The sequence below is a fragment of the Sorangium sp. So ce693 genome, assembly GCF_051521375.1.
Classification (GTDB): Bacteria; Myxococcota_A; Polyangia; order Polyangiales; family Polyangiaceae; genus Sorangium; species Sorangium atrum.
Genome location: NZ_CP150347.1, coordinates 10,801,253 through 10,824,767 on the forward strand (window position 1 = coordinate 10,801,253; position 23,515 = coordinate 10,824,767).

18 protein-coding genes and 1 pseudogene are annotated in these 23,515 nt (G+C 70.6%); 10 read left to right on the top strand and 9 right to left on the bottom strand.

The genetic code is table 11. The features are described 5' to 3' along the window. Positions 1 to 14: 14 nt before the first annotated feature. The 3 genes from WMF14_RS40240 to WMF14_RS40250 form a co-directional block, all read right to left on the bottom strand. Positions 15 to 719 carry a potassium channel family protein gene (locus tag WMF14_RS40240; protein ID WP_437795219.1) on the bottom strand — a complete coding sequence of 235 codons (705 nt, stop codon included), beginning with the start codon at positions 717 to 719 and terminating at the stop codon, positions 15 to 17. A 1-nt stretch (position 720) separates the two neighbouring features. Next, the gene (locus WMF14_RS40245) at positions 721 to 2,271 is read right to left on the bottom strand and encodes a cation:proton antiporter (RefSeq protein ID WP_272102636.1); all 1,551 of its coding nucleotides are present in this window, start codon (positions 2,269 to 2,271) and stop codon (positions 721 to 723) included. 319 nt (positions 2,272 to 2,590) lie between these two features. After that, positions 2,591 to 3,805, bottom strand: a complete 1,215-nt coding sequence (locus WMF14_RS40250; RefSeq protein ID WP_437795221.1) for an ATP-binding protein — start codon at positions 3,803 to 3,805, stop codon at positions 2,591 to 2,593. A gap of 722 nt (positions 3,806 to 4,527) precedes the next feature. Here WMF14_RS40250 and WMF14_RS40255 point away from each other — a divergent pair. Continuing rightward, the gene (locus tag WMF14_RS40255) at positions 4,528 to 5,952 is read left to right on the top strand and encodes a PAS domain-containing protein (RefSeq protein ID WP_437795224.1); all 1,425 of its coding nucleotides are present in this window, start codon (positions 4,528 to 4,530) and stop codon (positions 5,950 to 5,952) included. Positions 5,953 to 6,047: 95 nt separating this feature from the next. On the opposite strand, the gene WMF14_RS40260 is transcribed toward WMF14_RS40255, so the two are convergent. The 3 genes from WMF14_RS40260 to WMF14_RS40270 all read right to left on the bottom strand — a co-directional run bounded on the left by WMF14_RS40260 (position 6,048) and on the right by WMF14_RS40270 (position 13,344). Continuing rightward, a complete protein-coding gene (locus tag WMF14_RS40260; RefSeq protein ID WP_437795226.1) occupies positions 6,048 to 8,822 on the bottom strand; it encodes a hypothetical protein in 2,775 nt (924 codons plus the stop codon). A 265-nt stretch (positions 8,823 to 9,087) separates the two neighbouring features. Beyond that, positions 9,088 to 10,449: a hypothetical protein gene (locus tag WMF14_RS40265; protein ID WP_437795228.1), complete on the bottom strand. Its 1,362-nt coding sequence runs from the start codon at positions 10,447 to 10,449 to the stop codon at positions 9,088 to 9,090. Positions 10,450 to 10,452: 3 nt separating this feature from the next. Further along, positions 10,453 to 13,344: a trypsin-like serine protease gene (locus tag WMF14_RS40270; RefSeq protein ID WP_437795231.1), complete on the bottom strand. Its 2,892-nt coding sequence runs from the start codon at positions 13,342 to 13,344 to the stop codon at positions 10,453 to 10,455. Positions 13,345 to 13,894: 550 nt separating this feature from the next. On the opposite strand from WMF14_RS40270, the gene WMF14_RS40275 reads away from it, so the two are divergent. Next, positions 13,895 to 14,167: a DUF2277 domain-containing protein gene (locus tag WMF14_RS40275; protein WP_272102630.1), complete on the top strand. Its 273-nt coding sequence runs from the start codon at positions 13,895 to 13,897 to the stop codon at positions 14,165 to 14,167. A 134-nt stretch (positions 14,168 to 14,301) separates the two neighbouring features. On the opposite strand, the gene WMF14_RS40280 is transcribed toward WMF14_RS40275, so the two are convergent. Further along, positions 14,302 to 15,054, bottom strand: coding sequence for a TetR/AcrR family transcriptional regulator (locus tag WMF14_RS40280; RefSeq protein ID WP_437795234.1), 753 nt, complete (start codon positions 15,052 to 15,054; stop codon positions 14,302 to 14,304). Between the two features lie 68 nt (positions 15,055 to 15,122). Here WMF14_RS40280 and WMF14_RS40285 point away from each other — a divergent pair, with 68 nt between their 5' ends. The 3 genes from WMF14_RS40285 (at position 15,123) to WMF14_RS40295 (ending at position 17,516) form a co-directional block, all read left to right on the top strand. After that, positions 15,123 to 15,833, top strand: coding sequence for a TVP38/TMEM64 family protein (locus tag WMF14_RS40285; RefSeq protein ID WP_437795237.1), 711 nt, complete (start codon positions 15,123 to 15,125; stop codon positions 15,831 to 15,833). Positions 15,834 to 15,918: 85 nt separating this feature from the next. Then, the gene (locus WMF14_RS40290) at positions 15,919 to 16,428 is read left to right on the top strand and encodes an AAA family ATPase (protein ID WP_437795239.1); all 510 of its coding nucleotides are present in this window, start codon (positions 15,919 to 15,921) and stop codon (positions 16,426 to 16,428) included. Between the two features lie 209 nt (positions 16,429 to 16,637). Next, positions 16,638 to 17,516, top strand: coding sequence for a class I SAM-dependent methyltransferase (locus WMF14_RS40295; RefSeq protein ID WP_437795241.1), 879 nt, complete (start codon positions 16,638 to 16,640; stop codon positions 17,514 to 17,516). 32 nt (positions 17,517 to 17,548) lie between these two features. Here WMF14_RS40295 and WMF14_RS40300 read toward each other — a convergent pair whose 3' ends face one another. After that, the gene (locus WMF14_RS40300; RefSeq protein ID WP_437795244.1) at positions 17,549 to 18,832 is read right to left on the bottom strand and encodes a hypothetical protein; all 1,284 of its coding nucleotides are present in this window, start codon (positions 18,830 to 18,832) and stop codon (positions 17,549 to 17,551) included. A gap of 414 nt (positions 18,833 to 19,246) precedes the next feature. Here WMF14_RS40300 and WMF14_RS40305 point away from each other — a divergent pair, with 414 nt between their 5' ends. From WMF14_RS40305 to WMF14_RS40325, 5 genes and pseudogenes are all read left to right on the top strand, one after another. Continuing rightward, the gene (locus WMF14_RS40305; protein WP_272102623.1) at positions 19,247 to 19,477 is read left to right on the top strand and encodes a hypothetical protein; all 231 of its coding nucleotides are present in this window, start codon (positions 19,247 to 19,249) and stop codon (positions 19,475 to 19,477) included. A 181-nt stretch (positions 19,478 to 19,658) separates the two neighbouring features. Next, entirely contained in the window at positions 19,659 to 20,183 is a 525-nt protein-coding gene (locus WMF14_RS40310) for a hemerythrin domain-containing protein (protein ID WP_437795247.1), read from the top strand. 48 nt (positions 20,184 to 20,231) lie between these two features. Further along, a complete protein-coding gene (locus WMF14_RS40315; RefSeq protein WP_272102621.1) occupies positions 20,232 to 20,705 on the top strand; it encodes a hypothetical protein in 474 nt (157 codons plus the stop codon). Positions 20,706 to 20,780: 75 nt separating this feature from the next. Further along, a complete protein-coding gene (locus WMF14_RS40320) occupies positions 20,781 to 21,653 on the top strand; it encodes a CAP domain-containing protein (protein WP_437795251.1) in 873 nt (290 codons plus the stop codon). 6 nt (positions 21,654 to 21,659) lie between these two features. After that, positions 21,660 to 21,893, top strand: a pseudogene (locus tag WMF14_RS40325) (heavy metal-binding domain-containing protein); the annotation flags it as partial. A gap of 285 nt (positions 21,894 to 22,178) precedes the next feature. Here the strand turns inward: WMF14_RS40325 and WMF14_RS40330 are convergent. Further along, positions 22,179 to 23,024: a hypothetical protein gene (locus WMF14_RS40330; protein WP_437795253.1), complete on the bottom strand. Its 846-nt coding sequence runs from the start codon at positions 23,022 to 23,024 to the stop codon at positions 22,179 to 22,181. Between the last annotated feature and the right edge of the window lie 491 nt (positions 23,025 to 23,515).

A 23,515-nucleotide genomic window follows, 5' to 3' on the forward strand; every position in this document is an offset into this window, starting at 1 on the left:
ACACCTGCCCCGTGTCAGCGGCGCTCCTGGGCCCCGCCGCCCGCGGGCTCGCGCTGGAGGAAGAACGCGATGACCTCGGCGAGCTCGTCGCGCGCGGCCACGAGGAGCACCGTGGCGCCCCCCGCGACGACGGAGGAGCCGCGCGGCGCCTCGACGCGGCCATCCGGGCGGTAGACGCCGGCGAAGACGCACGACGAAGGGAAGCTCGCGCTGCCCGCGATGGTGCTCACCGTGCGGCCCGCGACCACCGAGTCGACCGGGATGTCGAGCTCGAACGCGACCGACTCGCCGGTGCCGAGCACCATCGCGTGGCGGACGCCAGAGTGCTCGATCGCGGTGGCCATCGCGCCGATGAAGACGTCGATCTCGGAGAGGATCCGGTCGACGCCCGCGCGGACGTACACGCTCCGATAGGCGGGGTCCCGCATGCGCACCATCACGCGCTTGGCCCCCGCGGCCTGCGCGAGGAGCGCCACGGCGAGGTTGTCGGCGTCGCGGCGGAGCATCGCCACCACCACGTCGGCGCGCGCCACCTCGGCCTCCTGGAGGAGCCCGGCGTCGGTCGCGTCGCCCACGAGCGAGACGAGGCCGTGCCGCTCGAAGGCGCTGTTCGCGATCGACTCGTCGCGATCGACGATCGTCACGTCGTGGCCCATCTTCGCGAGGTGGACCGCGACGCTGAGCCCTGCGCGCCCGGCGCCCGCGATGAGAACGCGCATGTCAGCTCTCTCCTTCGTGCTCGTGAGGGTGCGCGGCGTGTCCGCCGGGGAGCTCCACCATGGCCCTGTCGATCCGGTTCACGTGGGCGTGCGCGGTGTCGGCGGCGATGAGGCCGCGCCTCGCGGCGTCGAGCACCGCCGCCTTCTGCGCCGAGAGGAGGGCGAGATCGGTGAGGTGGTCGCGGACCACCTCGCCCTGCGGCGTCTGGAGCGCCACCTCCGCCTGGATGACCTGCCGCTGGAACGAGGCGCGGCGCTCGGCGTGCTCCTTGCGGGACACGAGGCCCGCCGCGAGCAGATCGTCGAGCTCGGACTGGCCGCGCCGCGCCGCGATGAGCGTGGCCTTCGCGGCGTCGAGCACGCTGTCCGCCGTCGGGATCGCGACCCCCAGGACCTTGAGCAGCCGCGCGAACGGCAGCGCCTGCGCGACCAGCGTGACGAAGGTCACGCCGAAGACGATCGTGATCAGGCGGTCGCGGTAGGGCAGGCTGCTCGGGAGGCTGAGGACCGCCGCCATCGACAGCGCGCCCTTGATGTTGCCGACCAGCATCACGTGCTGCCAGCGGAAGGGCACGACCTCGCCCGTGAGCGCCCGGAGCACGCCGAAGCAGCCGTAGACGGCCACCGCCCTGCCCCCGTGCAGGGCGATCAGCGCGAGGCCGATGGACGCCGCCTCGCGCACGAGCATATCCGCCTGGATCTGCATGCCGACGAGCTCGAAGAGCACCACGTTGAGGCAGAAGCCGCTCGTCTCCCAGAAGCCCTGGAGCGCGAGCACGCGCGAGGGCTCGAGGATGCGGCGCGCGGCCTTGCCGACGATCACCCCGAGGACCACGACGGCGATGACCGGCGAGGCGTGGAGCCGCTCGGCGAGCAGGGCCGTGGCGAAGACGAGCACGATGGAGGCGAGGATCGCGGTCAGGTGATCCGGCGTGCGGCGGAGGAGGGACGCGCCGACCGCGCCGAGCGCGCCCCCGACGGCCGCGCCGCCGGCCATGGCCAGGGCGAGGGCGCGGAAGGACTCGGCACCATCGAAGGTGCCGCTCACGAGGACCTGCGACGCGAGCACCACGAGCACGAGCGCGGTGCCGTCGTTGAAGAGGCTCTCGCCTTCCATGATGGCCGCCAGCCGGTGCGGCACGCGGACGCTGCGGAAGGCGAGCAGCACGCTCACGGTGTCGGTGATCGAGAGCAGCGCGCCGAGGAGGAGCGCCGCGGCGAACGGGAGCGCGAGCAGCTGCGTCGCCACCGCGGCGGTGCCGAGCAGCGAGATGAGCACGCCCGGCACGGCGAGCGCCAGGATCGGCCGGCTCGCGCCCCTCAGGCTGTCCGCGTCGGCGAACAGGGCGCCCTCGAACACGAGCACCGGGAGGAACGCGATGAGGATGACCTCCGGGTCCATCGGCGCCTTCGGGAGCACGTCGACGACGACGAGCAGCAGCCCCACGAGCACGAGCGCGACGTTGTAGGGAATCGCGACGCGCTTCGCGCCGATCGCGACGCCCGAGCCGACGGCCAGGACGAGGAGCAGGCTCTCGAGCCGCTCCCTCACGGGGCACCTCGCGGCGGCGGCGCGAGCACGAGGGAGAGCGCCCGCGGCGGGCGCGTCGCGATGTGCACGGAGTCCGCGTGAGAGCTCACCGTGGATCCTGCGCTACCTGATCGCCTCCGGAATCGCAAGACGCGAGAGCGCATCGCCGGGCGGCCGAGCGAGAGGCGCGCGCGGCGCCGCGTGCGCGCGCCTCTCGCTCGGCCGCGCGGGAAGAGGTGCGATATCGATAGATCACACGACGCGACACCGGCGACATCATCGCTTCCTCGTCGTGGAGCGATCCCCGACACCGGCTCTCAGCGCTCTCGATGCTCTTCTGTCAGCCTGCCGGCAGCTGAACGCAGAACCGGCTCCCCCGCCCCCCGTTGTCCGCCACGTCGATCCTGCCGCCGTGGGCCTCGACGACCAGCCGGCAGAACGTCAGCCCGAGGCCGCGGCCGGCCGAAGTGATCGCGCCCCCGTCGTCGAGCCGCGCGTACTTGTCGAAGATGCGGTCGCGCAGGTGGACCGGGATCCCCAGGCCCTCGTCGCACACGTTGAGCTCGACCCAGCCCGGGCCGAGCCACCGCGCCTCGAGGCGCACCGCGCCGTGCGGCGGGCTGTGGCGAAGCGCGTTGTCGACGAGGTTCAGCAGGACGCGCCGCACGAGCTCCTCATCGGCGCGGAGAAGGCAGCTCGGCATGGCGGGGCAGAGCTCGATGCGCTGCCCGCGCGACGCAGCGAGCGGCTCCAGGATCTCGGCCACACCTTCGAACAGCGACGCAGGGTCGAGCTCGGTGAGCCGCAGGACGAACATCCCGTGCTGGCGGCTCGCCACGTCGAGCAGGTTCAGCGCGGTGCGCTGGATGACCTCGGCCGAGGTGAGGACGGCATTCCATCGGCGCCGCTCCGGCTCCGGAAGATCCTGCTTCTTCAGGCGTGCCTGCGCGGCGAGGATGATACCGGCGGCGGGACTCCTGAGATCGTGCGCGAGGAACTCGCTCAGCGCCTCGCTCTGCCGCTGGAGCTCCTCCAGGGCCTGTTGCCTCTCCGCGAGATCGCGGTTCGCCGCCTCGACCTCGCGCGCCCGCGCCTTGCCCTTCTCCAGGCCGTCGTGGAGCGCGACGTTCTCCAGGGCCACGGCGGCGCTGCCGGCGAGCGCCTGGAGCAGCGCCACCTCGCTCTGCGCGATCTCTCGTATGGAGCTCCAGTAGGCCCCGAGCGCCCCGAGAGGAGCGCGCGCGCGGATCGGCACCATCACCATGCTCCGCACATAGGTCGGCCGATAGGCGTCGATCGGGACGCGGGGATCGCGCGTGATGTCGCCGATGACCGCCGGCCTCCGATTCAGCATCACCCAGCCGCTGACGCACGCCGACATCGGAAACCGTCTCCCCTGCCAGAGGGGGGCGATCGAGTCCTCCTGCGCATAGTAACAGAGGTCACCGTCGCGGAGCACGAAGGACGCGCCGTCGGCGCCCGTGAGGTCGCGGGCGGCCCGATCGACAATCTGCATGATCGTCTGGAGGTCGCGGGCCAGCGAGAGGTCTTGCACGGCGCTGATGAGGCGCCCGCAAGGATGGAGTTGTCGGAAACTCGGGTCCGAGTCAGCGAAACTCTCGTGGCCCTCGGGTTCCATTCCGTACGATGTCTAACGCGCGCTGGCGCGCACGACAAGGCGAGCGCGACGCGTCAAACGACGTTCCCCGGCGCGGGTCGCCGCCAGCGCCCGCGCGCCCGCCTCGCGCTCGGCGGCCGTGCAGCGGCGGCCGCTCTCCACGAGGCGAGCCCGAGGCCGACCTCTCGATGGATCACGCGCGTCTCCGAGCGCCGCGCCCGCTCGCGTCCTCGCACAAACAGCAGAACCCACCTTCCGCCACAACCGGTGTCGGCCATCGCTTCATGCCGAGCGCCGAGGGGCGATGTGGTGGGGCAGCGGGCCCTCGCCGTCGGGCCGGGTCGCGCGCGCCTCGATCCGCCGCGGCGCGGCTAGCGATGAGGCTGGCGCCTCGACGCCCCCAAATGATATCACCAGGTTACGGTTCGCCATGGTGCCAGGCTCGATGACCCCAGCGCCGAGGATCAGAGCAGCATCCCACCTCTTCGCACCCGGTGCCCTGACGGCGCTCACAGCGCGTTTGTTCACCCACCGTGAGAGGCGTGGGGCTGGCGCGCCGAGGATCGTCGCTTCTGGCCTCTTGCAAGGACTCAATGGACGACAGGCTCGCTTCGCTCTCATGTAAGACACTGCTTGACGGCACACCCACACCGCTGGCGTTGCTCTCCAGCGCCGGCGAGGTGGTCGCCTGCAACGCGGCCTGGGAGAGCTGCGTTGGCCCGTCCGGGCGGCTCCTCGAGCGCGTCCACGAGGACGATCGGGCAGAGCTGTCCGCCCGGATCACGGGCGCGCGCGCCGCCGCGGGCAGCGTCTCCGCCGCGGGCAGCGTCTCCGCCGCGGCGCGCGTCGTGGGCGCCCGCGGGGAGATCGTCCAGCTGCACTGGACGCTGTGGCGCGCCGACGACACGGCGCTCTGGGCTGCCGTGAAGCCCGATCGCGGGGCGTGGGAGGCTCAGGCGCGCATCCTCGTCGACGTGTTCCAGACGATGGATGCGATCGTCTGGTGGTGCGATCGGGCGGGCATGCTCCACGTCTCCGACGGCAACGGGCTCGAGAGCATGGGGCTCAAACGAGGTCAGCTCGTCGGAATGAACATGTTTGATCTCTACGGCGCGGACGCGGATATCATGGGCCTGTGCAAGCGCGTCCTCGAGGGGGAGCCGGTCCGCACGGACACCGTGGCCGGGGGCGTGCACTGGATCGTGCACTACGCGCCCCGCCGGAACGATGACGGCGAGATCGTGGGCGTCCAGACGTTCGGCATCAACCTGGCCGACGATGTCAGGCTCGCGGTGAAGGGGGAGCTGCTCCGCGCTTGCATCGACAGCATGCCCATCGCCATCCTGGCGTTCGACAGGACCGGCAGCTGCGTGATCGCGCAGGGCGGGGCGCTCGCGCAGATCGGTTGTACGGAGCGAGGCGAGCTGGGCAAGCACATGCGCGAGCTGTGCGGCGACACCGAGGATGTTCGCGCGGCCTTCGAGCAGGCCCTCTCCGGGGAGATCGCGCAGGTCGAGCAGGTCCGGCGAGACAGGATCTGGCGGACCAGGTTCGTTCCCCAGAAAGACGTCCTCGGGGAGACCACCGGCGTCGGCGCCATCTGCGAGGACATCACGCAGCAGCTCCGCGTCGAGCAGCAGCTCCGGGAGCAGCTGCGGTTGACGCAGGATCAGCAGGAGTCGATCGCGCGGCTGTCGAGCCCCATCATCGAGGTCTGGCAGGACGTGCTCATCGTCCCCTTGATCGGCTCTGTCGACGCGGATCGCGCGGCGATGGTGATGGAGTCGCTGCTCGCGAGCGTGGTGGAGAAGCAATCCGCCTTCGCGATCCTCGACCTCACCGGGCTCGATTCGGTCGACACGACGACGGCGCAGCACCTCATCAAGATCATCAATGGGTTGACGCTGCTCGGCTGCAAGGGCGTGGTCACCGGCATCCGCCCGCCGGTCGCGCAGACGATGGTCGGCCTCGGCTTCGATCTCTCGCAGGTCAAGACGCTGCGCAGCCTGAAGGAGGCGCTGCGCTGGTGCATGGGCGCCCGGCGCGGCGGAGGCGCCGCGCCGCACCGCCTGGAGCGCCGCTGAAGCGCCGCGCCGCACCGCCTGGAGCGGGCTGAGGCGCCGCGCCGGCCGCACCGCGCTCCACGCGGTGCGGCCGTCGCTGGCTCGACGCAGCCGGCTCAGTGGCTCGTCGGATCCGCGGGATCCGTGCCCGCGTCGCACTCATCGCCGTCGAGGAACCCGTCGCCGTCGCGGTCGATGCCGACGCGCGTGCCCGAGCCCGGCGGCACGCAGGTGTACGTCACCGGGTGCCCGGTGAGCGCGGCGAGCGAGCGCAGGACGAGATCGCTCAAGGGCGGGGCCGCGGCGCGCGCCGTGGTGAACTGGCCACCTCCGATATAGAGCAGGCCTGTCTCCTCGAGGAGGAACGGGAGCTTCGCCACGAGGTCGCACTCCCCGGCCTCGGCGCGCTGGCGCAGCAGGTCGATGCGCGGCCAGGCCGCCGTGGCGTTGTGCGAGCCGAGCGTGACCTGCTGCCCGACGATGGGGGCGAGGTTCGTGTCGAACGCCAGCATGAACTCCACGGCCTGCTCGCGGAGGAGCTCCCCGGGCGCGCCGGGCGGGAAGCCGTTCGGCGAGAACTCGCTCTGCTCGAAGCCGATCGCCTGGTGGAAGCGGAACAGCGTGTCCATCACGCCGTCGTGCATGAACCCGAAGCCGCGGATCTGGTCACCCTTGAAGTCGTTGTCTCCCGGGTGGAAGAGGCTCAGGACCGGGGCCATGCCGAACATGCCGATCTTCTGGTACATGTTCCGCAGGTGCGGGATCTTGAAGCTCTGGCCATTCTCCTGGCCGATGCTCGCGCCGTCCGTCCCGAAGAAGCCAGGGAAATCGCTGGTGCCGGCGTTCCCGTCCGGGTCCAGGGTATGGCAGGAATTGCACGAGAAGGTCCCTGCGCCGCCTTCGCGGAAGAAGTGATCGCGCCCGGCCTGTTGATCGGCGTTCAGCGAGTTGTCGAGGTTCCGGATCGGGTTCGGCGGATACGAGAGCTGGAGGATGAAGTCCGTGAACGCCTCCATGTCCTCGTCGGGGATCGGCGCGTGCCGGCCGAGCAGGTTGGTGAAGCCGCCCTGGAATTTCTTGAACCCTGCGCGCTCGTCGAAGGCCCCGCTGTCCGGCTGCGCGGTGGACGCGTCGTTGCCGCCCGTGCGGTCGCCGCGCCAGTGCATCGGGCCGTGGTTGGCCATGCCGCGCAGGCTCTGGGTCGTCATGGGCCCTTTCATGGGCTTCAGCGAGGTATCGGCGGGGAACGGCGGGTTGATGTTCGTGAACGGCCCAGGGTTCGTCACGGTCTCCCCGTCGGGGTTGCCGAGGTCCCATGCCAGGCTATCGAGGTCGCCGAAGACGTGGCAGCTCGCGCACGACGAGTCGCCGTGGGCCGACGAGAAGCTCGCGTCATGGAGGAACCTGCGCCCGCGGACCACGCTCTCCGGCTCGGGGTTGTGGAGGGCGATGTGGGCCGTCTCGGCGTGCGTGGCCGTGTTGACGATCGAGATGGAGTTGTCGAAGCGCGTGAGCACGTACAGCCGGCCGCGCGGCTGATCGAGCGCGAGCCCGCTCGGCCCGCCGCCGGTGACCTGGATCTGGCTCGCGAGGCTCGGCGTGAAGGTGTCATTCTCGATCTGAGCCGTCTGGAAGACCCCGACCTTGCTCGACCCGAACGCGGCGACGTAGAGCTTCGATCCGTCGCTCGTCACCGCCATGTCGACCGGCGTGGCCAGGCTCTTCGCGTTCTCGGCGTTGGGCACCGGAGCGCAGCAGGTCGAGTAATTGATGTGCTTGTTCAGGTGCCGCGGCAGGACCGAGCCGCCGCTGCCGAGCACGGAGATCCGGCTCTCGTGCAGGTGTCCCCGGACGCTCGTGCCCGCGAAGGTGCCCGGGCCCTCGAAGCGATCGAGGTTGAACGCCTCGGTGTTGGAGACGTAGACCTTCCCGTTCGCCGGGTTGACGACCATGTTGTAGAGGACGGTCCCGACGCCGGTGAAGAAGCCGGCGCTGCCGGGCCGCTGGACAGGGGGATTGGCCGTGGCGTCGATGACGAAGACGTCCTTGTCCGGCAGCGAGAACATGACCGAGTCGTCCCAGGGGTTGCCCCCGGCGTCGACCCAGTGGGCGCCGTTGTGCTGGACGATGAGCGACGTCGTCAGCTGCGGCTCCCCGAGGTGGTTGGTGAACGGCGGCAGCATGCCGCCTTCGTCCTCCACGATCGCGCGGTGCACGGCGGTCGTGCGGTTGCCGGTGTGGAAGCCGGCGGCGTACACCGAGGCCCCGTCCGGGCTGACCGCGAGCGCCCGCGGCGTGTCGGTGAAGAAGGAGAGGATCGTGAGGGGCGTGCCCCCGAGCGACGGTTGGGTCGCGACGGCGTTCGCGTTGAACACCCAGACGTCGGCGCGGCCGACCCCGGGCGTCGTCAGCTGCGGATCGAACGGCGCGTTCTGGCCCCGGTGGGCGGCGGTGATGAACGCGCGCGAACGCCCGGGACCAGCGAAGACGATGTCCCGCGGCTCGTCCCCGACGAGGAGCGTGCGCACGACCCGCGGCCGCAAGGGGAACGAGACGTCGACGACGCTGACGCTATCGGAGAGGTGATTGACGACCCACACCTCGCCGTCGTTGCGCGCCGCGACGGCGACGGGCTCGAGGCCCACGCTCACGGAAGAGATGTGCGTCAGACCACCCGACGAGACGTAGAAGATCTCCAGGCGGCCGTCGGGTGTATTGGCCGCGAAGAGCAGGTTACGACTTGGTGAGAGCGCGAGCGGTCGGACCTGACCGCTCTCGAAGAGGGTGTACGACGGAGCCGCCTCCGCGGGGGGTCCGACAGCGAGGCAGACGAGCGTGGCGGCGGTGAAGAGCAGGCGATTCTGGGAGCGCAGTGCACGATGTGGGCGCATACCGACCTCCTTGCCAGGGGGCTTTGGCAAAAGGACTCCTCAGTGTAGGAGTGCACGGTTATCCTTGAGGAATCAAGAACTTCCTGATGCCGTTGGTGTGCTCCCTGTTGTGCAGCCAACAAGGGTGACGTCGTGATGCGGCCGTGTCGCATTCGTCGAGTGTCCAGCCGCATGTCGCGTCGTGTGTTTCGTCGTGTGTATGGGCGAATTGCCTACACAGTGGCCGCGTCGACGACTGCGGTGTGCACCAGCGGAGGCGCTGGACTCAGGGGGCGGGATCGCCCGGGCCGAGCTCCGAGATCGCCTGGCGCACGACCCCGCCCCGGACCCAGACCCAGACCTCGCGGGCGTCCACGTAAGCGATGTCCAGGATGGTGGAGAGCTCGGGTGGCGTCGTGAACGACCAGTGATGGGCGTCGGACAGGCGATAGACATGGATCAAATTTTCGCCGATCGCATAGACCGCGTAGAAGCCTTCCCCGGCGGCCGAGATCCGGTGTCCGATGCGGGGACCTGGCCGGCGGCGCTTCGGGACGAGGGCCTCGCTCGCCGCCGCGAAAGGGCTGGTCCAGAGGGTCGACGGCCCGTAGAGCTCGCCGTCCGAAGCCGGCCCCGCCTCCAGCCACACGAGCGTCTGCCCGTCGCTCTTGATGTCGGCGATGACCCGGGGCGAGGGCGCCCGGAGCAGCGGCTCGGCGGCACGGGTCTGTCGGTTCCAGATCCACGCCTCCGGGGTGTTGACCTCGAAGAACGCCACGCCGACCGCGCTATCGCCGACCGGAAACATCTGACCGAGCGACGGCGCATCGCCGCCTTTTGTCAGGCCGAACACCCCGGCCTGATTGCTGTTCCTGTCGTAGATGGTGATCGTGCCGCCATCGAGACCCGATAGGGCGAGGGTGTCGTCGCTCGCCTCGAGACCATGGCTCGGCATATCGACCGGGATGGGTTGGCTCGCGGTGGCGAGGTCGCCGTAGGCGGAGACGAGGTAGGCCGAGGCGGGCGCCTCGACGCTCACCCTCTGCGCGCCGAGCCATACCCGTTCATGGCCCACCGCGGGCACTGTCGGAATGCAGGTCTTGTGCCGCCAGGCGGCGAGCGGTCTCCCGTCGGTCTCGTAAACGCCCGTTCGTCGCTCCCCCAGGCGCCTGATGTACAACCCGACGCGGTAGCCGTCGTTCCAGCGCACCACGCTCGGCGACGCGGTTCGCGGATAGTCGTCGTGATCCCAGTCGATGGCGAGGGACGTGCACCCCGGAGCGCCCCCCGAGCACGGCTCCCAGCGCAACGGGGGCAGCGCCTTCTCCGGCTCGTCGGCGACGTCGATCTGGCACCCATCGAGCCAGCTCACCGCTTTCCAGGCGCTGTCGGCTGGATGCTCGGGCGCGTCGGACGTGGCGTCCGGGCCGGCGTCTCCCGGAACGCCAGCGCCGGTCGCCGCCTCGCTTGCCGTCCCCGACCCGCGCATGCCGCCCTGAGCCGCGCCATCGGTCGTCGGGTGCCCGCCGGCGCCGTCGGCGAACGGAGGCTCTGGCGGGCCGGGAGAGCAGCTCGCCGCCAGGGCCGACAGGGAGAAGAAGAGCGGCGCCGCGTGCGCCGCGAGACTGGCAAGGAGGTCGTGTCGCATGGCTCAGAAGATCGTGGGAATCTTGTTGCTGGCGGGCGTCCCGAAGCTGGCGAGCGACACCTGGGCCGTCGAAGCGACGTCGACCGAGGCCGCGCGGGTCAGGGCGATGGTGTGTTCCCCCACCATCGGAGCGCCGATGAGGTGGTGCGCCGCCTCCTTGTGCCCAGCGAACGAGAGGGCCCCCGTCGCGCTGATGGTGAACCTGGCGAACGCCGCTTCCGGGTCCGTGCTCGTCGAGCTCGCGGGCGCGGTCGCGGCGAGGACCAGGTCGCCGGCCTCGCCCGGGACCAGCCAGTATCGCTCGAAATGGTTCCACCAGACGGGGAGCTCCGCCAGCGTCTCGACCTCGTGGTTCGGTTTCCACCGCCGCAGCGTGATGAAGTTGCCGCCGTTGTCGATCAGGTAAACGAAGCGGTCTTCCAGGCGAAAGGTCGCGCCGAGCACGGCGCCTGGCCGGGCGTTCCCTGGAATCTCGATCTCCGACCAGAGCGCCGAGTCCACGTCGAGCATCCAGGCCGAAGGGTTGGGCTGCGACCCTGCCTGACCCTCTGTGGTCCCGCCGATCACGAAGAGCCGGCGATTGGTCGCCGAGAGCACGAGCCCCTCATTCCCCTGCAGCTCAGGTCCGTTCAACGGCCACGTGCTGCCCTGAACGCCGGCGAAAGGAACGACGAACGGCGCCCCGTCGTGCTGGGCGCTGAACACATGCGCTGCGAGCTGGCTGTCCCCCGCGGCGTCGAGCGCGACGCCTCTCAGGATCGTCTCGCCAGGGAGGCGGTCCCGAATCAACCGCCGGAGCGGCTCGGCGGCGGCGATGTATTTGAAGGTCCCGTTGGCGACATTGCGGTAGAATTTCTCGGTGTCGGTGGTGATCCCGGGCGCGAGCTTCAAGCCATTCGGCGTGGCCTGGTAGACCCGGCGCGTAGGATCATGCGGATCATTGATGTGGAATGTGTCGGCGAAGCTCAGCGGACACTCGGGGCAGAACCTCTTCGTATCCAGGGTGATGGCGCCTGGCTGGACCGGCGGCCTGTCCCCCGCGACGATGGACGCGTCGCCCGACAGGTAATAGTTGCCGTACTTGAGGGCCTGGGCCGTGTCGTATCCGGCCACCTGCGGGAGGTAGCCGGTCGCGTGAACGAACAGTACCCCCTGGACCCAGCGGCTCGTCGGGCTCGTGTGCACGAAGCTGGTGCCGAGATCGAGGAAGTCCCAGTAGACAGTCCTGTACAAGATATCCGGCGCCCCGGTGAACTGCACGGAGTGCAGCTTGTCGAGCGTCTTGCCGTTCGCCCACCCGCCGTCGGCGGAGCTCGGCCCGTCCGCGCGGGTAGAGAGCGGGTGCCAGTTGGGCAGCGAGGTGAAGTCCTTCGACAGTCGGCCGCAGCCGGTCGTCGCGTCCGTGTCGCACTCGAGCCGCCCCTCCAGGGTGCTCGTGTCGTAGAACGGGCACTCGCACCACCTCGCCCTGAGCGCTCCGGGCGTCCCCAGGACGTCGCCGCCGATTCCTATCGTCGGCTTCAGGGTAATCTGGTTGCGCATCTCCCAGCGGCAGCCCCCCACAGCGGTGCACGTGGGCGAGGTGAGCGGCAAGGGGGGGATCTCGGCCGCGGGCAGCGAGCCGCCGTCGGTCAGGGTCGCCCTTGGGCAAGGCACCGGATCGCACGCGTTGGGGCGGAACGTGTCCTTGTAGAGCTGCAGATCGGCGGCGAGGGTCGGCGAGTCCGCGCGAATGATCGGCGGCTCGGACTCGGTCCGATAACCGACGGCGAGCTCCGCCTCGAAATTGCAGTTGGAGAGCGGCCCTGGCCCCTCGACGGACACCGTGCCTGGGCACAGGTCGCACGCGGCGCCGAGGCCGTCGCCATCAGGGTCGTCGCCGGCGCCGATGGCCTGCTCCGGGTTGGCGATCGTCGGGCAGTTGTCGCACACGTCGATGATCCCGTCGACGTCCGTGTCCGTCTCGTCGCACTGGCCGAAGTTGTCGCACTGGTCGACGAACCTCGGGCACTCGCCGTCGAAGTTGCCCTTCGCGTCGATGATCCGGTTGCCGGCAGGGGTCGTCGCGCCGAGCATGAAGCCCCGCGCCTCACCGCTGTCGAGCGCAGCGAAGACGTTCTCCATGATGTACGTGCCCGGCCACACCGAGGCCGTCGTCTTGCCGCTGACCGCGCCGCACAGCCTACCTTCCTCGTCGAGGAGAGCTCCGCCGGAGTCTCCGTCGTAGCTCCCGTCGTACTCGTCGCAGATGAACGGCCAGTTGATCAGCGTCCAGATCGTTTCGTCATAGAAGATGTCGCCATAGTCCTCGTGCGAGCGGTCGTACTCCAGCGGACTATGGCTGTACCTGCGCAAGGGAGGGACATCGGAGCAGACGATCAGATCGTCCGCCCCGCTCCCGAACCCCACGATGGTACCGTCGAAGCTCGAGCCGCACGCATCCTCATCCGGGAGGTGGAGAGGCCTGGCCAGCGTGCGCGGGACGCGCGTGTCCAGGCGAAAGACGGCGATGTCACGAGACAGCAGGTCGTCGTCGATCCAGTCGATCGGCACGGTAGACGGGACGAAGACCGGGCCCGACACCGCCGTGGTGTGCGCGAAGCTGAGCTGCGCGCTCTGGGGGTCCGCGGCCAATTCGACGATGAAGTTCCGGTTGATGGGGTTCCCGTTCCCGTCGATGAAGCAGTGCTGCGCTGACACCACCCACTGCGGCGTGATCAGCGTCCCGCTGCAGAAGGGGCGTGGCGCCCCCAGGTTGGTCAGACTCACGACGTAAGGATACTGGTTGCCGGTGTCCACGATGCCGTTTCCGACGGCGTACGCTGGACCGCTGAAGCACACGCCGAGCGCCGCGAGCGCGCCGGCGACCGACATCTTTTTCAAGCTCGTTCTCATGGACTGCGCTGTTTCCTTCCCGGCAGCCGGGCGCTCGGGCGCCGTACCCCGGAGATCGCGGCTTCGCCGGTAGATCCCCTCGAAAGCGGTCTAGCTGCCATGGTGGGCTCAGGCGGCATCTCGCCGAGCGTGGCCCGCACGACACCGGCCAGCGTCCGTCTGAGCTCCCGCTGTGAGCACCGGTAAATCCGCTGCCTGAACCGGACTCCGCAATGACCGTGCCGGCCGGTGCGCTCCGGGTCTCCGCGCGGCCCACGGCGTCGCGCACCGCGGAAACGAGGAATATCGGCCGATGCGGCGCGTTCCACGCCACACGCCCGGCCGGGGCCCCGGCGGCGCCTCGTGGGTGGGAGCGGCGCTTGTCACGCTCTGGCCGTGACATGTCACGGCGGATGTCACGCTCTGGCCGTGACATGTCACGATCGAGCTCCCGAGGAGCAGGCGGCGCCGCCGGCCGCGACGTGGACACCGCCGCGCAGAGCGCCTGGACCGACGGCGCGGCTCGAGACTAGGATGGTCCCCCGTACACATCGAGCCTCGGGAGATCGCCATGTGCCGGAACATCAGGACGCTGTTCAACTTCGAGCCGCCGGCGACGGAGGAGGAGATCCGGGCGGCGTCGCTGCAGTTCGTGCGGAAGCTGAGCGGCTTCAACCGGCCGTCGCAGGCCAACGAAGCGGCCTTCGCGCAAGCCGTGGACGACGTCGCGGCCGCCGCGCGCGTGCTGATGGCGTCGCTGTCCACGACCGCCGCGCCGCGGGACCGCGAGGTCGAGGCGGTCAAGGCGCGCGAGCGCTCGCGGCTGCGCTTCAGCCGGGGCTGAGGCGCGGGGCCGCCGCGCCGTGCTGAGGCGCGGGGCCGCCGCGCCGTCCGGGCGCGCGCACGCCCGGGAGAGCGCGCCGAGCGAGGCGTTCCCCGGCGCGCGCTCGCCCGCGCCGCGCTCGGCCGGCCCTCCGGCTATCGTGTCGTGCCGCGCGCCTTGCGCGCCATTGCGCGCCCCTTGCCCTCGCGGCGAGGGCTCGGCGCGGAGGGCTCTCCTTGCCGTGATTGCGCCGCCTGCAGTGATTGCGGTGATTGCCCTACCCGCGCTTCCCGGGCTCGCCGCTCTGGCAAGCACACGACGCGCGCCGCGATGGCCATGCCCTCGAGGAAGGCCTCGCGCGTCGCGGCGCCGTACTTCAGGCCGCGCGCCGAGGAAACCAGGGTGTCCGCCAGCTGGCGCCCGGTGACCCCCGCGGGCTCGTAGGCGGCCGCGAGCCCGGAGGCGCGCAATGCCTCGGCCACGGCCTCGACGAACCGCCCCTCGTGCTCGGCGACGAGGGGGCCGACGAGCTCGTTCGCGGCGGTCGAGAGATCCGCCGCGTCGGCCCCGAGCGCGCCAACGAACCGGCCGATCCATGCGTCGAACGCGGCCACGAGCCGGTCCTCCAGGGGGCGCTCCGCGTCGGCGAGCGCGGCGGCGGCGGCGGCGAGCGCGGTGTCGAGGAAGTACCCCACGGACGCGCGGAAGAGCTCCTCCTTCGTGGCGAAGTGGAGGTAGAGGCCCTGCCGCGAGACGCCCGCCGCGCGCGCGACCTCGTCCATCGACGTCTTCCGGAAGCCGAAGCGCAGGAACACCGTGAACGCCGCGTCCATCAGCCTGCGGCGGCGCAGATCCTCGGCGGGTCTGTCGGTGGAGCGCGGCTCGCCCTCGTTCACGCTGGTCAGCATTGACAATTGAAGACCAGATTGTCAACAGGAACCTTGACGGTGCGCAGGTGGACTGCCAATAACGTCGGGTGCGCCAGCCCGCCTCCCCGGCCGATCCTCCCGCGCTCTCCCCCTCCCGCGCCGGCCGGGGGGTGAAGATCGGCGTGGTCGCCGCGGCCGCCACGCTCCTCGTCGTCGCCCAGCGCATGGGGCTGTTCGAGCTCTTCGGAGAGCCCGCGCGCATCAAGCAGGCGCTGCTCTCGCTCGGGCCGTGGGGGTATGTCGCGTTCGTCCTGGCGTACGCCGCGCTCCAGCCGTTCGGCGTGCCGGGCACGGTGTTCATCCTGGCGGCGCCGCTCATCTGGCCCTGGCCGGTGGCGTTCGCGCTCTCGATGGCGGGCACCATGGCGGCGAGCGTCGTGGGCTTCTCGTTCGCGCGCTTCGTCGCCCGCGACTGGGTCTCTGCGCGGGTGCCGGCGCGCTTCCGCGCCTACGACGAGGCCCTGAAGCGGCGGGCGTTCCTGACGGTGTTCTTGCTCCGCCTTCTCCTCTGGATGCCGCCCATGCTCCACGTCTTCTTCGGCCTCTCCGGGGTGCGCTTCTGGACGCATTTCTGGGGCTCGCTGGCCGGGTACACCCTGCCGCTCCTGGCGACTGCCTATTTCGGTCAACGGGTCTTCGACGCCCTGCGCGACGCGCCCCCGTCGGCGTGGGCCGGAATGGGCGCCACCGCGGTGGCCGTCATGGTCCTCCTGTGGCTCGCCAGGCGCTGCTCCAGGCGGGACGTCGTCCCCTCATGAGGATCTCGGCATCGCGACAGGCGCTGTCTCGCGCGAGCGTGCGCGCGGCTTGCTCGCCGGAGGCGCGGCCGGATAGCGTCGGGGAATGGCGCGAATCCACCTGATCATCGGCCCCGTGGGCGCAGGGAAATCGACGTTCGCACAGCGGCTCCACCGCGACCACGCCGCCCTCCGGTTGAACCTGGATGAATGGATGGCGCGGCTGTTCCGCCCCGACCGGCCCGACACGGGGATCATCGAATGGTATCACGAGCGCACCGCGCGCTGCATCGAGCAGATCTGGAGCCTGACGAGGAGCTCGATCGACGTGGGCACGAACGTCGTGCTGGAGATCGGCCTGATCCGCCGGCGCGACCGCGAGCGGCTGTACAAGCGGGTGGACGCTGCGGGGTACGAGCTCACCGTCTATGTGCTCGACGCCCCCCGGGAGCTGCGTCGCGAGCGGGTCGAGCAGCGCAACCACGAGAAGGGCGAGACGTTCTCCATGGTGGTTCCACCGGACATGTTCGAGCTGGCGAGCGACATGTGGGAGCCGCCCGAGGAGCCCGAGCGCAGCGGGCGCGACATGCGGTTCATCGACACCACGGGCGGCTGATCCGAGCACGAGAGTCCCGGCGGCCGCCGAGCCGTTCCACCCCGTGTCCGGCCTGGACGGCGACGGCGCTGCTCGAAGCTGCCGAGTCGGGGTCGATGAACCGGAATCGACGAAATTTCCTCGCGTCATCGTGCGTCACCGCGCGTCGCCGGGCCGCTGTCCAGGCCCTCTCGCGTTGAAAGCCCGCCGTCGGAGGCTATGCACCAGGCATGCGTGAGCGTCGCCCCAGCCAGACGGCATCCACCGTCGCCCTCCTCCGGGCGCTCGCAGACCAGGGCCTGACCGATGTCCCGGGCTTCGAGGATCCCGTCGCCCACCGGCTGCTGTCGCGCGGGTGGAGCGCCGCGCTGGCGCTGCTCGCGCGCCGGCTCCGGAGCCTGGACCCCGCGAAGCGCGCGCGCGCCCTCGCCCGGCTCTCCGCGGTCCCGCTGCGCGTGATGGCCATCGACATCGAGCTCGAGCGCGCGGTGGAGCTCGGGTGCCGCCAGGTCGCGTGCCTGGGGGCGGGGCTCGACACGCGCGCTTTCCGGATGAAGGCCCTCTCGGCGACCCGCTTCTTCGAGATCGATCACCCGGCGACGCAGGCCTTCAAGCGGCGCAAGGCGGCGGGGCTGTCGCCGCTCGTGGAGCAGCTGACCTACGTGCCCGTCAACTTCGAGCGCGACGCGCTCGCCGCGTGCCTCTCGGCGGCCGGCCATCGACCCGACGAGCCCACCGCGTGGATCTGGGAAGGGGTCGTGATGTACCTGTCGGACGAGGCGCTCCGGTCGACGCTGCGGGCGCTCGCCGACGCCTCGGCGCCGGGCAGCGTCCTCCTCGTGAACTACATGGAGCCCCCCATGCCATGGCGCGAGCAGCGCGTCTTCCGCCTGCTCACGTGGCTCTGGAGCGAGCCGCTCATCGGCCTGCGCCGGCGCGAGGTGATGCTCGCGGAGGTCGAGCGGGCCGGGTTCCGCGTGGTGCGCGACACGGGCGCGGCGGACTGGGCCCGGCAGTTCGGCGTCCCGTTCGCGCCGTCCAACCCGGCCGCGAACACGCGGCTCCTCGTCGCCGAGCGGCCCGGCCCGGGCGCTGCCCCGCCGACCTGACCCGGCCGGCGGCGCGCCTCAGCCCCCGCGCCTCAGCTCCAGGTCGCGGAGCGCCGAGGGTGGCGGGTCTCGATGGCCTCGGCGTGCCCCCGCAGCCCGCGCGCGGCCGGGAGGTTGCCATGCTCCTCGAAGACGTCGGCCAGGGAGAGCCCGAGCACGACGATCTGCTGGGGCTTCTCCAGCGCGCCGACGGCCGGGGCCACGGAGCCCAGCAGCTCGAACGCCCGCCGCCACGCCATCGCCGCGGCGTCCGGCATGTCGGCGTTGAGCGCCGCGTGGCCAGAGCAGCGGTGCATGTCCGCCGCGAACTCGTGGCTCCCGCGGCGGTTCGCGAGCTCTCCGGCGCGCGCGTACGCCTCCGACGCGTCAAGGAAGCGGCGCTGCTTGCTGTGCAGGCTGCCGAGCGAGGCATAGGCCTCGGGGATGATCGCGAGCAGGCCGCGCCGCTCCGCCTCCTTCAGCGCGGCGACGAACACCCGATGCCCCTCCTCGACCACGCCCGCCGCGATCATTGAGCGCGCGCGCTGCATGGCGATGTGGACGGCCTCCTCGCCCAGCCCCCGGCTCGCCAGCATCTCCTCGGCCTGTTGCTGGAGCCGCGCAGCCTCGGCGTGCCGCCCCGCGTGAAAACACGTGTCCGCCTCGTGCAGGAGGCGCCGCGCGGGGAGGAGCTCCGGGGCGCGGAGGGGCGACTCGGCGGCGATGCGCAGCTCCAGATCGGCGGGGAGGCGCCGCCCGCGCGCCGAGAGATCGGTGAGCACGCGCTCGAGATCGGCGATGGCCGGGCCGTCGGCCTCCGGCCACACGACGCGGGACGCGCCCTCGCCGAGGCGCGCGAGCAGATCGCCGACGCTCGAGTGGACAGGGTCGACGAGGACCCAGCGCACGAGCGCGAGGTCGGGGCAATGCGCGAGCCAGAAGAGGTCGCGGGCATAGGCGCGCGGGTCGTCGATGTGCTGTGGCGCCAGCACGACGACCGCGGTCCCGTCCGGGGCGCTGGCGGCGACGTGCGCCGCCAGGGCGCTGGCGAAGGTGTCGAGGGGCTCGCGCAGCGGGCCCTGCTCGGGCGTCGCGAGCGCCGCCGGGGCGCCGAGCTCACGCGACAGCGAGCGCTCTCGGGCCGCCCAGCCGCGGCTGGGTCCGTAGACCGGATCTGCCAGGACCCACACGGGACGGGGCGCCGGGCCCGCCTCGCCGAGCGCCCGCAGCAGCGCGAGCGTGTGCCCGTGGACGTGTGGCGGCACGATCACGTGCAGCAGTCGGGCTCGCTCGCCCGTGAAGATGGCGCTGAGCGCGCTGGCGAAGTCGTGGATCATGTCGCGGTTCCGGGCGGATTCTTGCTCCGATCGCCGCGGAGGCCAAGCGGAGGCGCCAGCGTCGCGAGGCGGCGCCTCCCCTGCGCCTGCGCCACGGGCCCCCTCCCGCCCGGGGATCCCTGCCGGGCGGCCAACGCGCGTCGCAGGACGCCACGGTCGAGGCAATGTGTCTCAGGGGGAGCGATCCCCGGGATCCGAGGATGTGGTGACGAGGAGCACGCGCGGGCGCTCGGCGCGGTTTGGCCCGGGCATTGCTGACCAACATGGCCAACGGACATCGTTGACTGAAGGCAGGATGAAGCTGGGAGCTGGACAAGACAGCTCGAAGCCAGCGCAGAGAGTCGTCGAGAAACCGCCGGGCGCGCCGAGGGGGCAGAGCCGCTGGGCGTGGTCGAGCGCGGAGGAGAGGATACCGTGAAAACAGGGATTCGGTCGCTGCTCCTGGGCAGCATGGTCATCGGTTGCGTCGGTGTGATCGGCTGCGGAGGCAGCAAGCCTCAGCCGGAGGGACCGGCCGAGAAGGCGGGCGAGGCCGTGGACGACGCTGCGCGCGACGTCAAGGACGAGGCGAAGGACGCGGCGGAGTCGACGGGCGACGCCGCCGAGAAGGCGGGGGACAAGATCGAGGAGAAGACGGACAAGTAGCCCGAGGCGATCTCGGGCTGTTCGGGCGATGAGGGGCGAGCCCGCGCGCTCGCCCCTCATCGCGCGTCGAACCATGAACAAGGCTGGCCGGAGCGCCTCGCGCGCGAGATCGCCCCGCCCGGCGATGAAACCCGGACGACCCCGGCCGCGCGGAGGCGCGGCGCACCATGGAGGCAGGAAGATGAAAGCGACGTCATTGCTCGAGAAGCAGCATCGCAAGGTGGAGTCTCTCTTCAAGCAGCTGGAGAGCGGCAGATCGGATCCGGCGCTCGTCCTCGCCGAGCTCGCCAACGAGCTCGCCGCGCACATGGCGATCGAGCAGGAGACGTTCTATCCCGCCGTGCAGCAGATCAAGGAGGACGTGATCCTCGAGAGCTTCGAGGAGCACGCCATCGCCGAGCTCGCGCTGAAGCGGCTGCTCTCGACCTCCCCGGAGGATCTCTCGTTCAAGGCGCGGGTGACGACGCTGAAGGAGCTCATCCAGCACCACGTCGAGGAGGAGGAAGGGGAGCTCTTCCCGGCGGTCGAGAAGGTTGTGGACGAGAAGCGCCTCACCGAGCTCGGCAAGTCGATGAAGGCGGAGTTCGAGCAGCGGCGGGCCGAGGGCTACGAGACGCTGCTGCCGGCGGGCTACAAGAAGACGTCCGCGGACCAGGCGAGCCACACGATCCACGAGGGCCACGCGAACGGCGTGGCCCGGGCCTGACGAGGCCCGCTCGAGGGGAGAGGTCGAGCGACGGTCCGGCGGTGAGACATGGAAGACGCGATCGGCTGGGTCAGCTCTGGCATCCTCGTCCTGACAGTCGGCAATCAGGTCTACAAGCAGTGGAAGAGCAAGACGAGCCAGGGCGTCTCCAGGTGGCTCTTCGTCGGCCAGCTGGCCGCGTCGATCGGGTTCGTCGTCTACAGCTGGATGCTCGAGAGCTGGGTCTTCGTGGCGACGAACTCGCTCATGGTCGCGAACGCGCTCGCCGGCGCGACGATCGTCTATCTCCAGCGGAGGCGCGGCGCGCCTCGATCGGCGGAAGACGAGGCCAGGGCCCGGCGGGCGTTCAAGCTTCCGCGCGCCGCCGGCCCGCGGGGGCGACATCTGAGAGGCGGTCGCCGCTCGCTGGCGTGCGGTGTCCTGTCTCGCACGAGTGGAATTCGAAGCAAACGAACACAACTCCATGCGACACGCGCGCTTCTCTCCGCACAGGCGCGCGGGAAGCCCGCCAATCGAGCCTGAACAGCTCAAGCATGCAAAAGTGAAGCAGGATCGGTCGATGTTGAGCATGCGTCGAATGCCCCATAGACTCGACGGATGCTTACCACTTGGACGCCTTCATGCGTCGTCGCGCTCGCCGCGGCGTTCATCGGTTCTGTGCTGTCGGGCTGCGTCGGTGAGGTGGGCGACGCGTCGATCGATGGCGAAGGCGGCGGGCCGTCGAGCGGCGCCGGGGTCGAGGTCCACAACGGAGACTCCGGCAGCGGGCCGAGCACCAGCAGCGGCGGCTTGGCCACGGCGGGCGCCGGTGGCTCGGCCACGGCAGGCGCCGGCGGCTCGGCCACGGCAGGCGCCGGCGGCTCGGCCACGGCAGGCGCCGGCGGCGCCGGAAGCTCGTCTGCGCAGGGCGCCGGGGGCTCGGCCACGGCAGGCGCCGGCGGCGCCGGAGGCTCGGCCACGGCAGGCGCCGGAGGCTCGTCCGCCGAGGGTGCCGGCGGCTCCTCTGCGCAGGGCGCCGGGGGGTCGGCCACGGCCGGCACCGGAGGCTCGAGCGGCGAGGGCTCCGGGAGCGGCGCCGGCGGCTCGGGCGGCGCCACGGGCGCGGCGCAGCTGTGCGTCGATACGATCAACGAGCACCGCGCCACGCTCGGCTTGCCGCCCCTCGCGCGCTGGGTCGAGGCGGAGTCGTGCTCCGATGAAGAGGCCGAGTCCGATGGGAACACCGGCGAGTTTCACGGCGCGTTCGGCACGTGCGACGAGAACGCCCAGAACGAGTGCCCCGGGTGGGGAGGCCCACCGGACTCGATGATCGTCCCGTGTTTGCAGCTCATGTGGGACGAGGGGCCGGGCGAGGATTTCGAGAAGCACGGCCACTACATCAACATGAGCAGCACCCGGTACACGAAGGTGGCTTGCGGGTTCCACACCTTCCCTGACGGCAGCGTGTGGGCGGTGCAGAACTTCCGGTGACGACTCGGAAGCATTCGTCCGTGCCCGATGCACCCCGAGGTCCGACAGACCGGACCGGGAACATGCCCCTCCTGCGGAATGGCCCTGGAGCCGCTCGCTCCGGCCCAGGCGATGCGTGTCGAGTACGCCTGCCAGATGCACCCCGAGGTCGTCCGCACGGAGCCGGGCTCCTGCCCGATCTGCGGGATGGCCCTCGAGCCGCGCACGGTGACGCTCGAGGACGCGCCGAACCCGGAGCTCGCGCCCGTGGGGTTCGCTGCGTTCATCAAGCGCGCCCAGGAATTCGGCATCACCCTCCGGGAAGCCAGAGAGCTGCTGAGTCTGTGCGGCGCCTGGCCTCTCAGCGCCCTGTCATGCCCGCCAACCGGCGACGTCTCCACGTGCGAGATGCCCGCCGCGATTCGCCCCCCCAAGAGAGGCAGCGACTGCACGGTGGGAGAGTACGCGTGCAATAATTACATCCTTCGCGCTGCGGACGGCGCGACGTGGAGACCGGCCGCGGGCGGTCACCCGCCGCGGAGGAGCTCATCGAGGCTCGCCATACAGCTTCGCCGCCCCTGCCTCGTCGAGCCAGGTCAGCACGTAGTCTCCCTCGTTGGTGCCCTCGCACCGGCTCTCCGCGTTGTAGTGCATCACCGACCCCGGATCATAAGGCGTGAGCGCCCGCCAACCGGGGCGTTCTGTGCAGGCGCCGTTGCTCTCCGGCCGGACGTGCTCGTGCCGGAAGCCGAGGACGTGCCCGAGCTCGTGCCGGAGGACCCCGGTCAGGGTCTTCGAGGCGGCCCGCGCGATGTTCTCTAGATCGATGAAGACCTGGTGATACCCCCGCGCGACCATGCTCGGAAGGAAAGCTCGCCCGTTGTACGTGGTGCCGCTGGCGGGGACGACTTCGAACAGCGCGGGATGCTCCTCGTGCTCGCAGGCCTCGTCCTGGTCGGGCTCGTAGACGAAGCGCACGGCGGCGGCGCTCGCCCAGGCGGACCCAGCCGCCCCCGTCGCGGCGACCACCGCGTCGTAATCGTCGCCGAAGCGCGGAGAGACGCAATACGTCAGGTTCATCTTCTGCTCGTCGCTCCAGCGGTCATCGCTCCCGTCGTCGCGCGTGTTGACGATGAGCGCCCCCGGCTGCTGGTACTCGGCGGAGAGCTCCTTCAGGGTCACGTCATCGTGAACGCCGATGTCGCCGTCGACGAGATAAGCGCCGTCGTTCGGATCGCGCGGGAGGCTGGCCTTCCATTCATCGAAGCTCTCGTAAGTATCACCGACGGGCTCGCCCGCATCGGACGACGGGTCAGCGACGCAGCCCGCCGCCGCGAGGACGGAGGCGTACAAAAGGAGGAGAGAACGGTGAATAGATGGAGGGATGAACATGGTGAGCTCCTTGCTCGGGCCGATCCGGGCCAACTACCCATTACTGCGCAAGCGCCATGCCAGGGCTCCAAGGCCGCCGGTAGCACGAAAATCCCATTGCCAGGTTCGATGGCCCCGGCGGAGGAACGAAGCGACCGCCTCGTTGTGCCTTCCACGGTCACAGACGATCCTGATGCGGTATCAGTTCTCGTCCATCGAAGCGCGGCTCGGTGCTCCTGACTTCTGACCGGCGCGGTCACGGCGCGGTGACCGTAGGGGTCACCGGGGTGGCCGCAGCGCGTACCCCGGCGAACGCCGAGGCTGGTCATCCCGGATCTCCGGGCGAACCTCGGAGGTCGGCAATGTGGGGATGACCGATCGTCGGATGGAGACGCACGAGATCTTCACGGTTCACGGCAGCGGGCTCGCGGAGATCGACCGCGCGCGGTCAACCGCTGGTTCGCCCCTCCTCATCACCGACAAGCTTGCTCGGTAAGAACCGCGGGCCACGG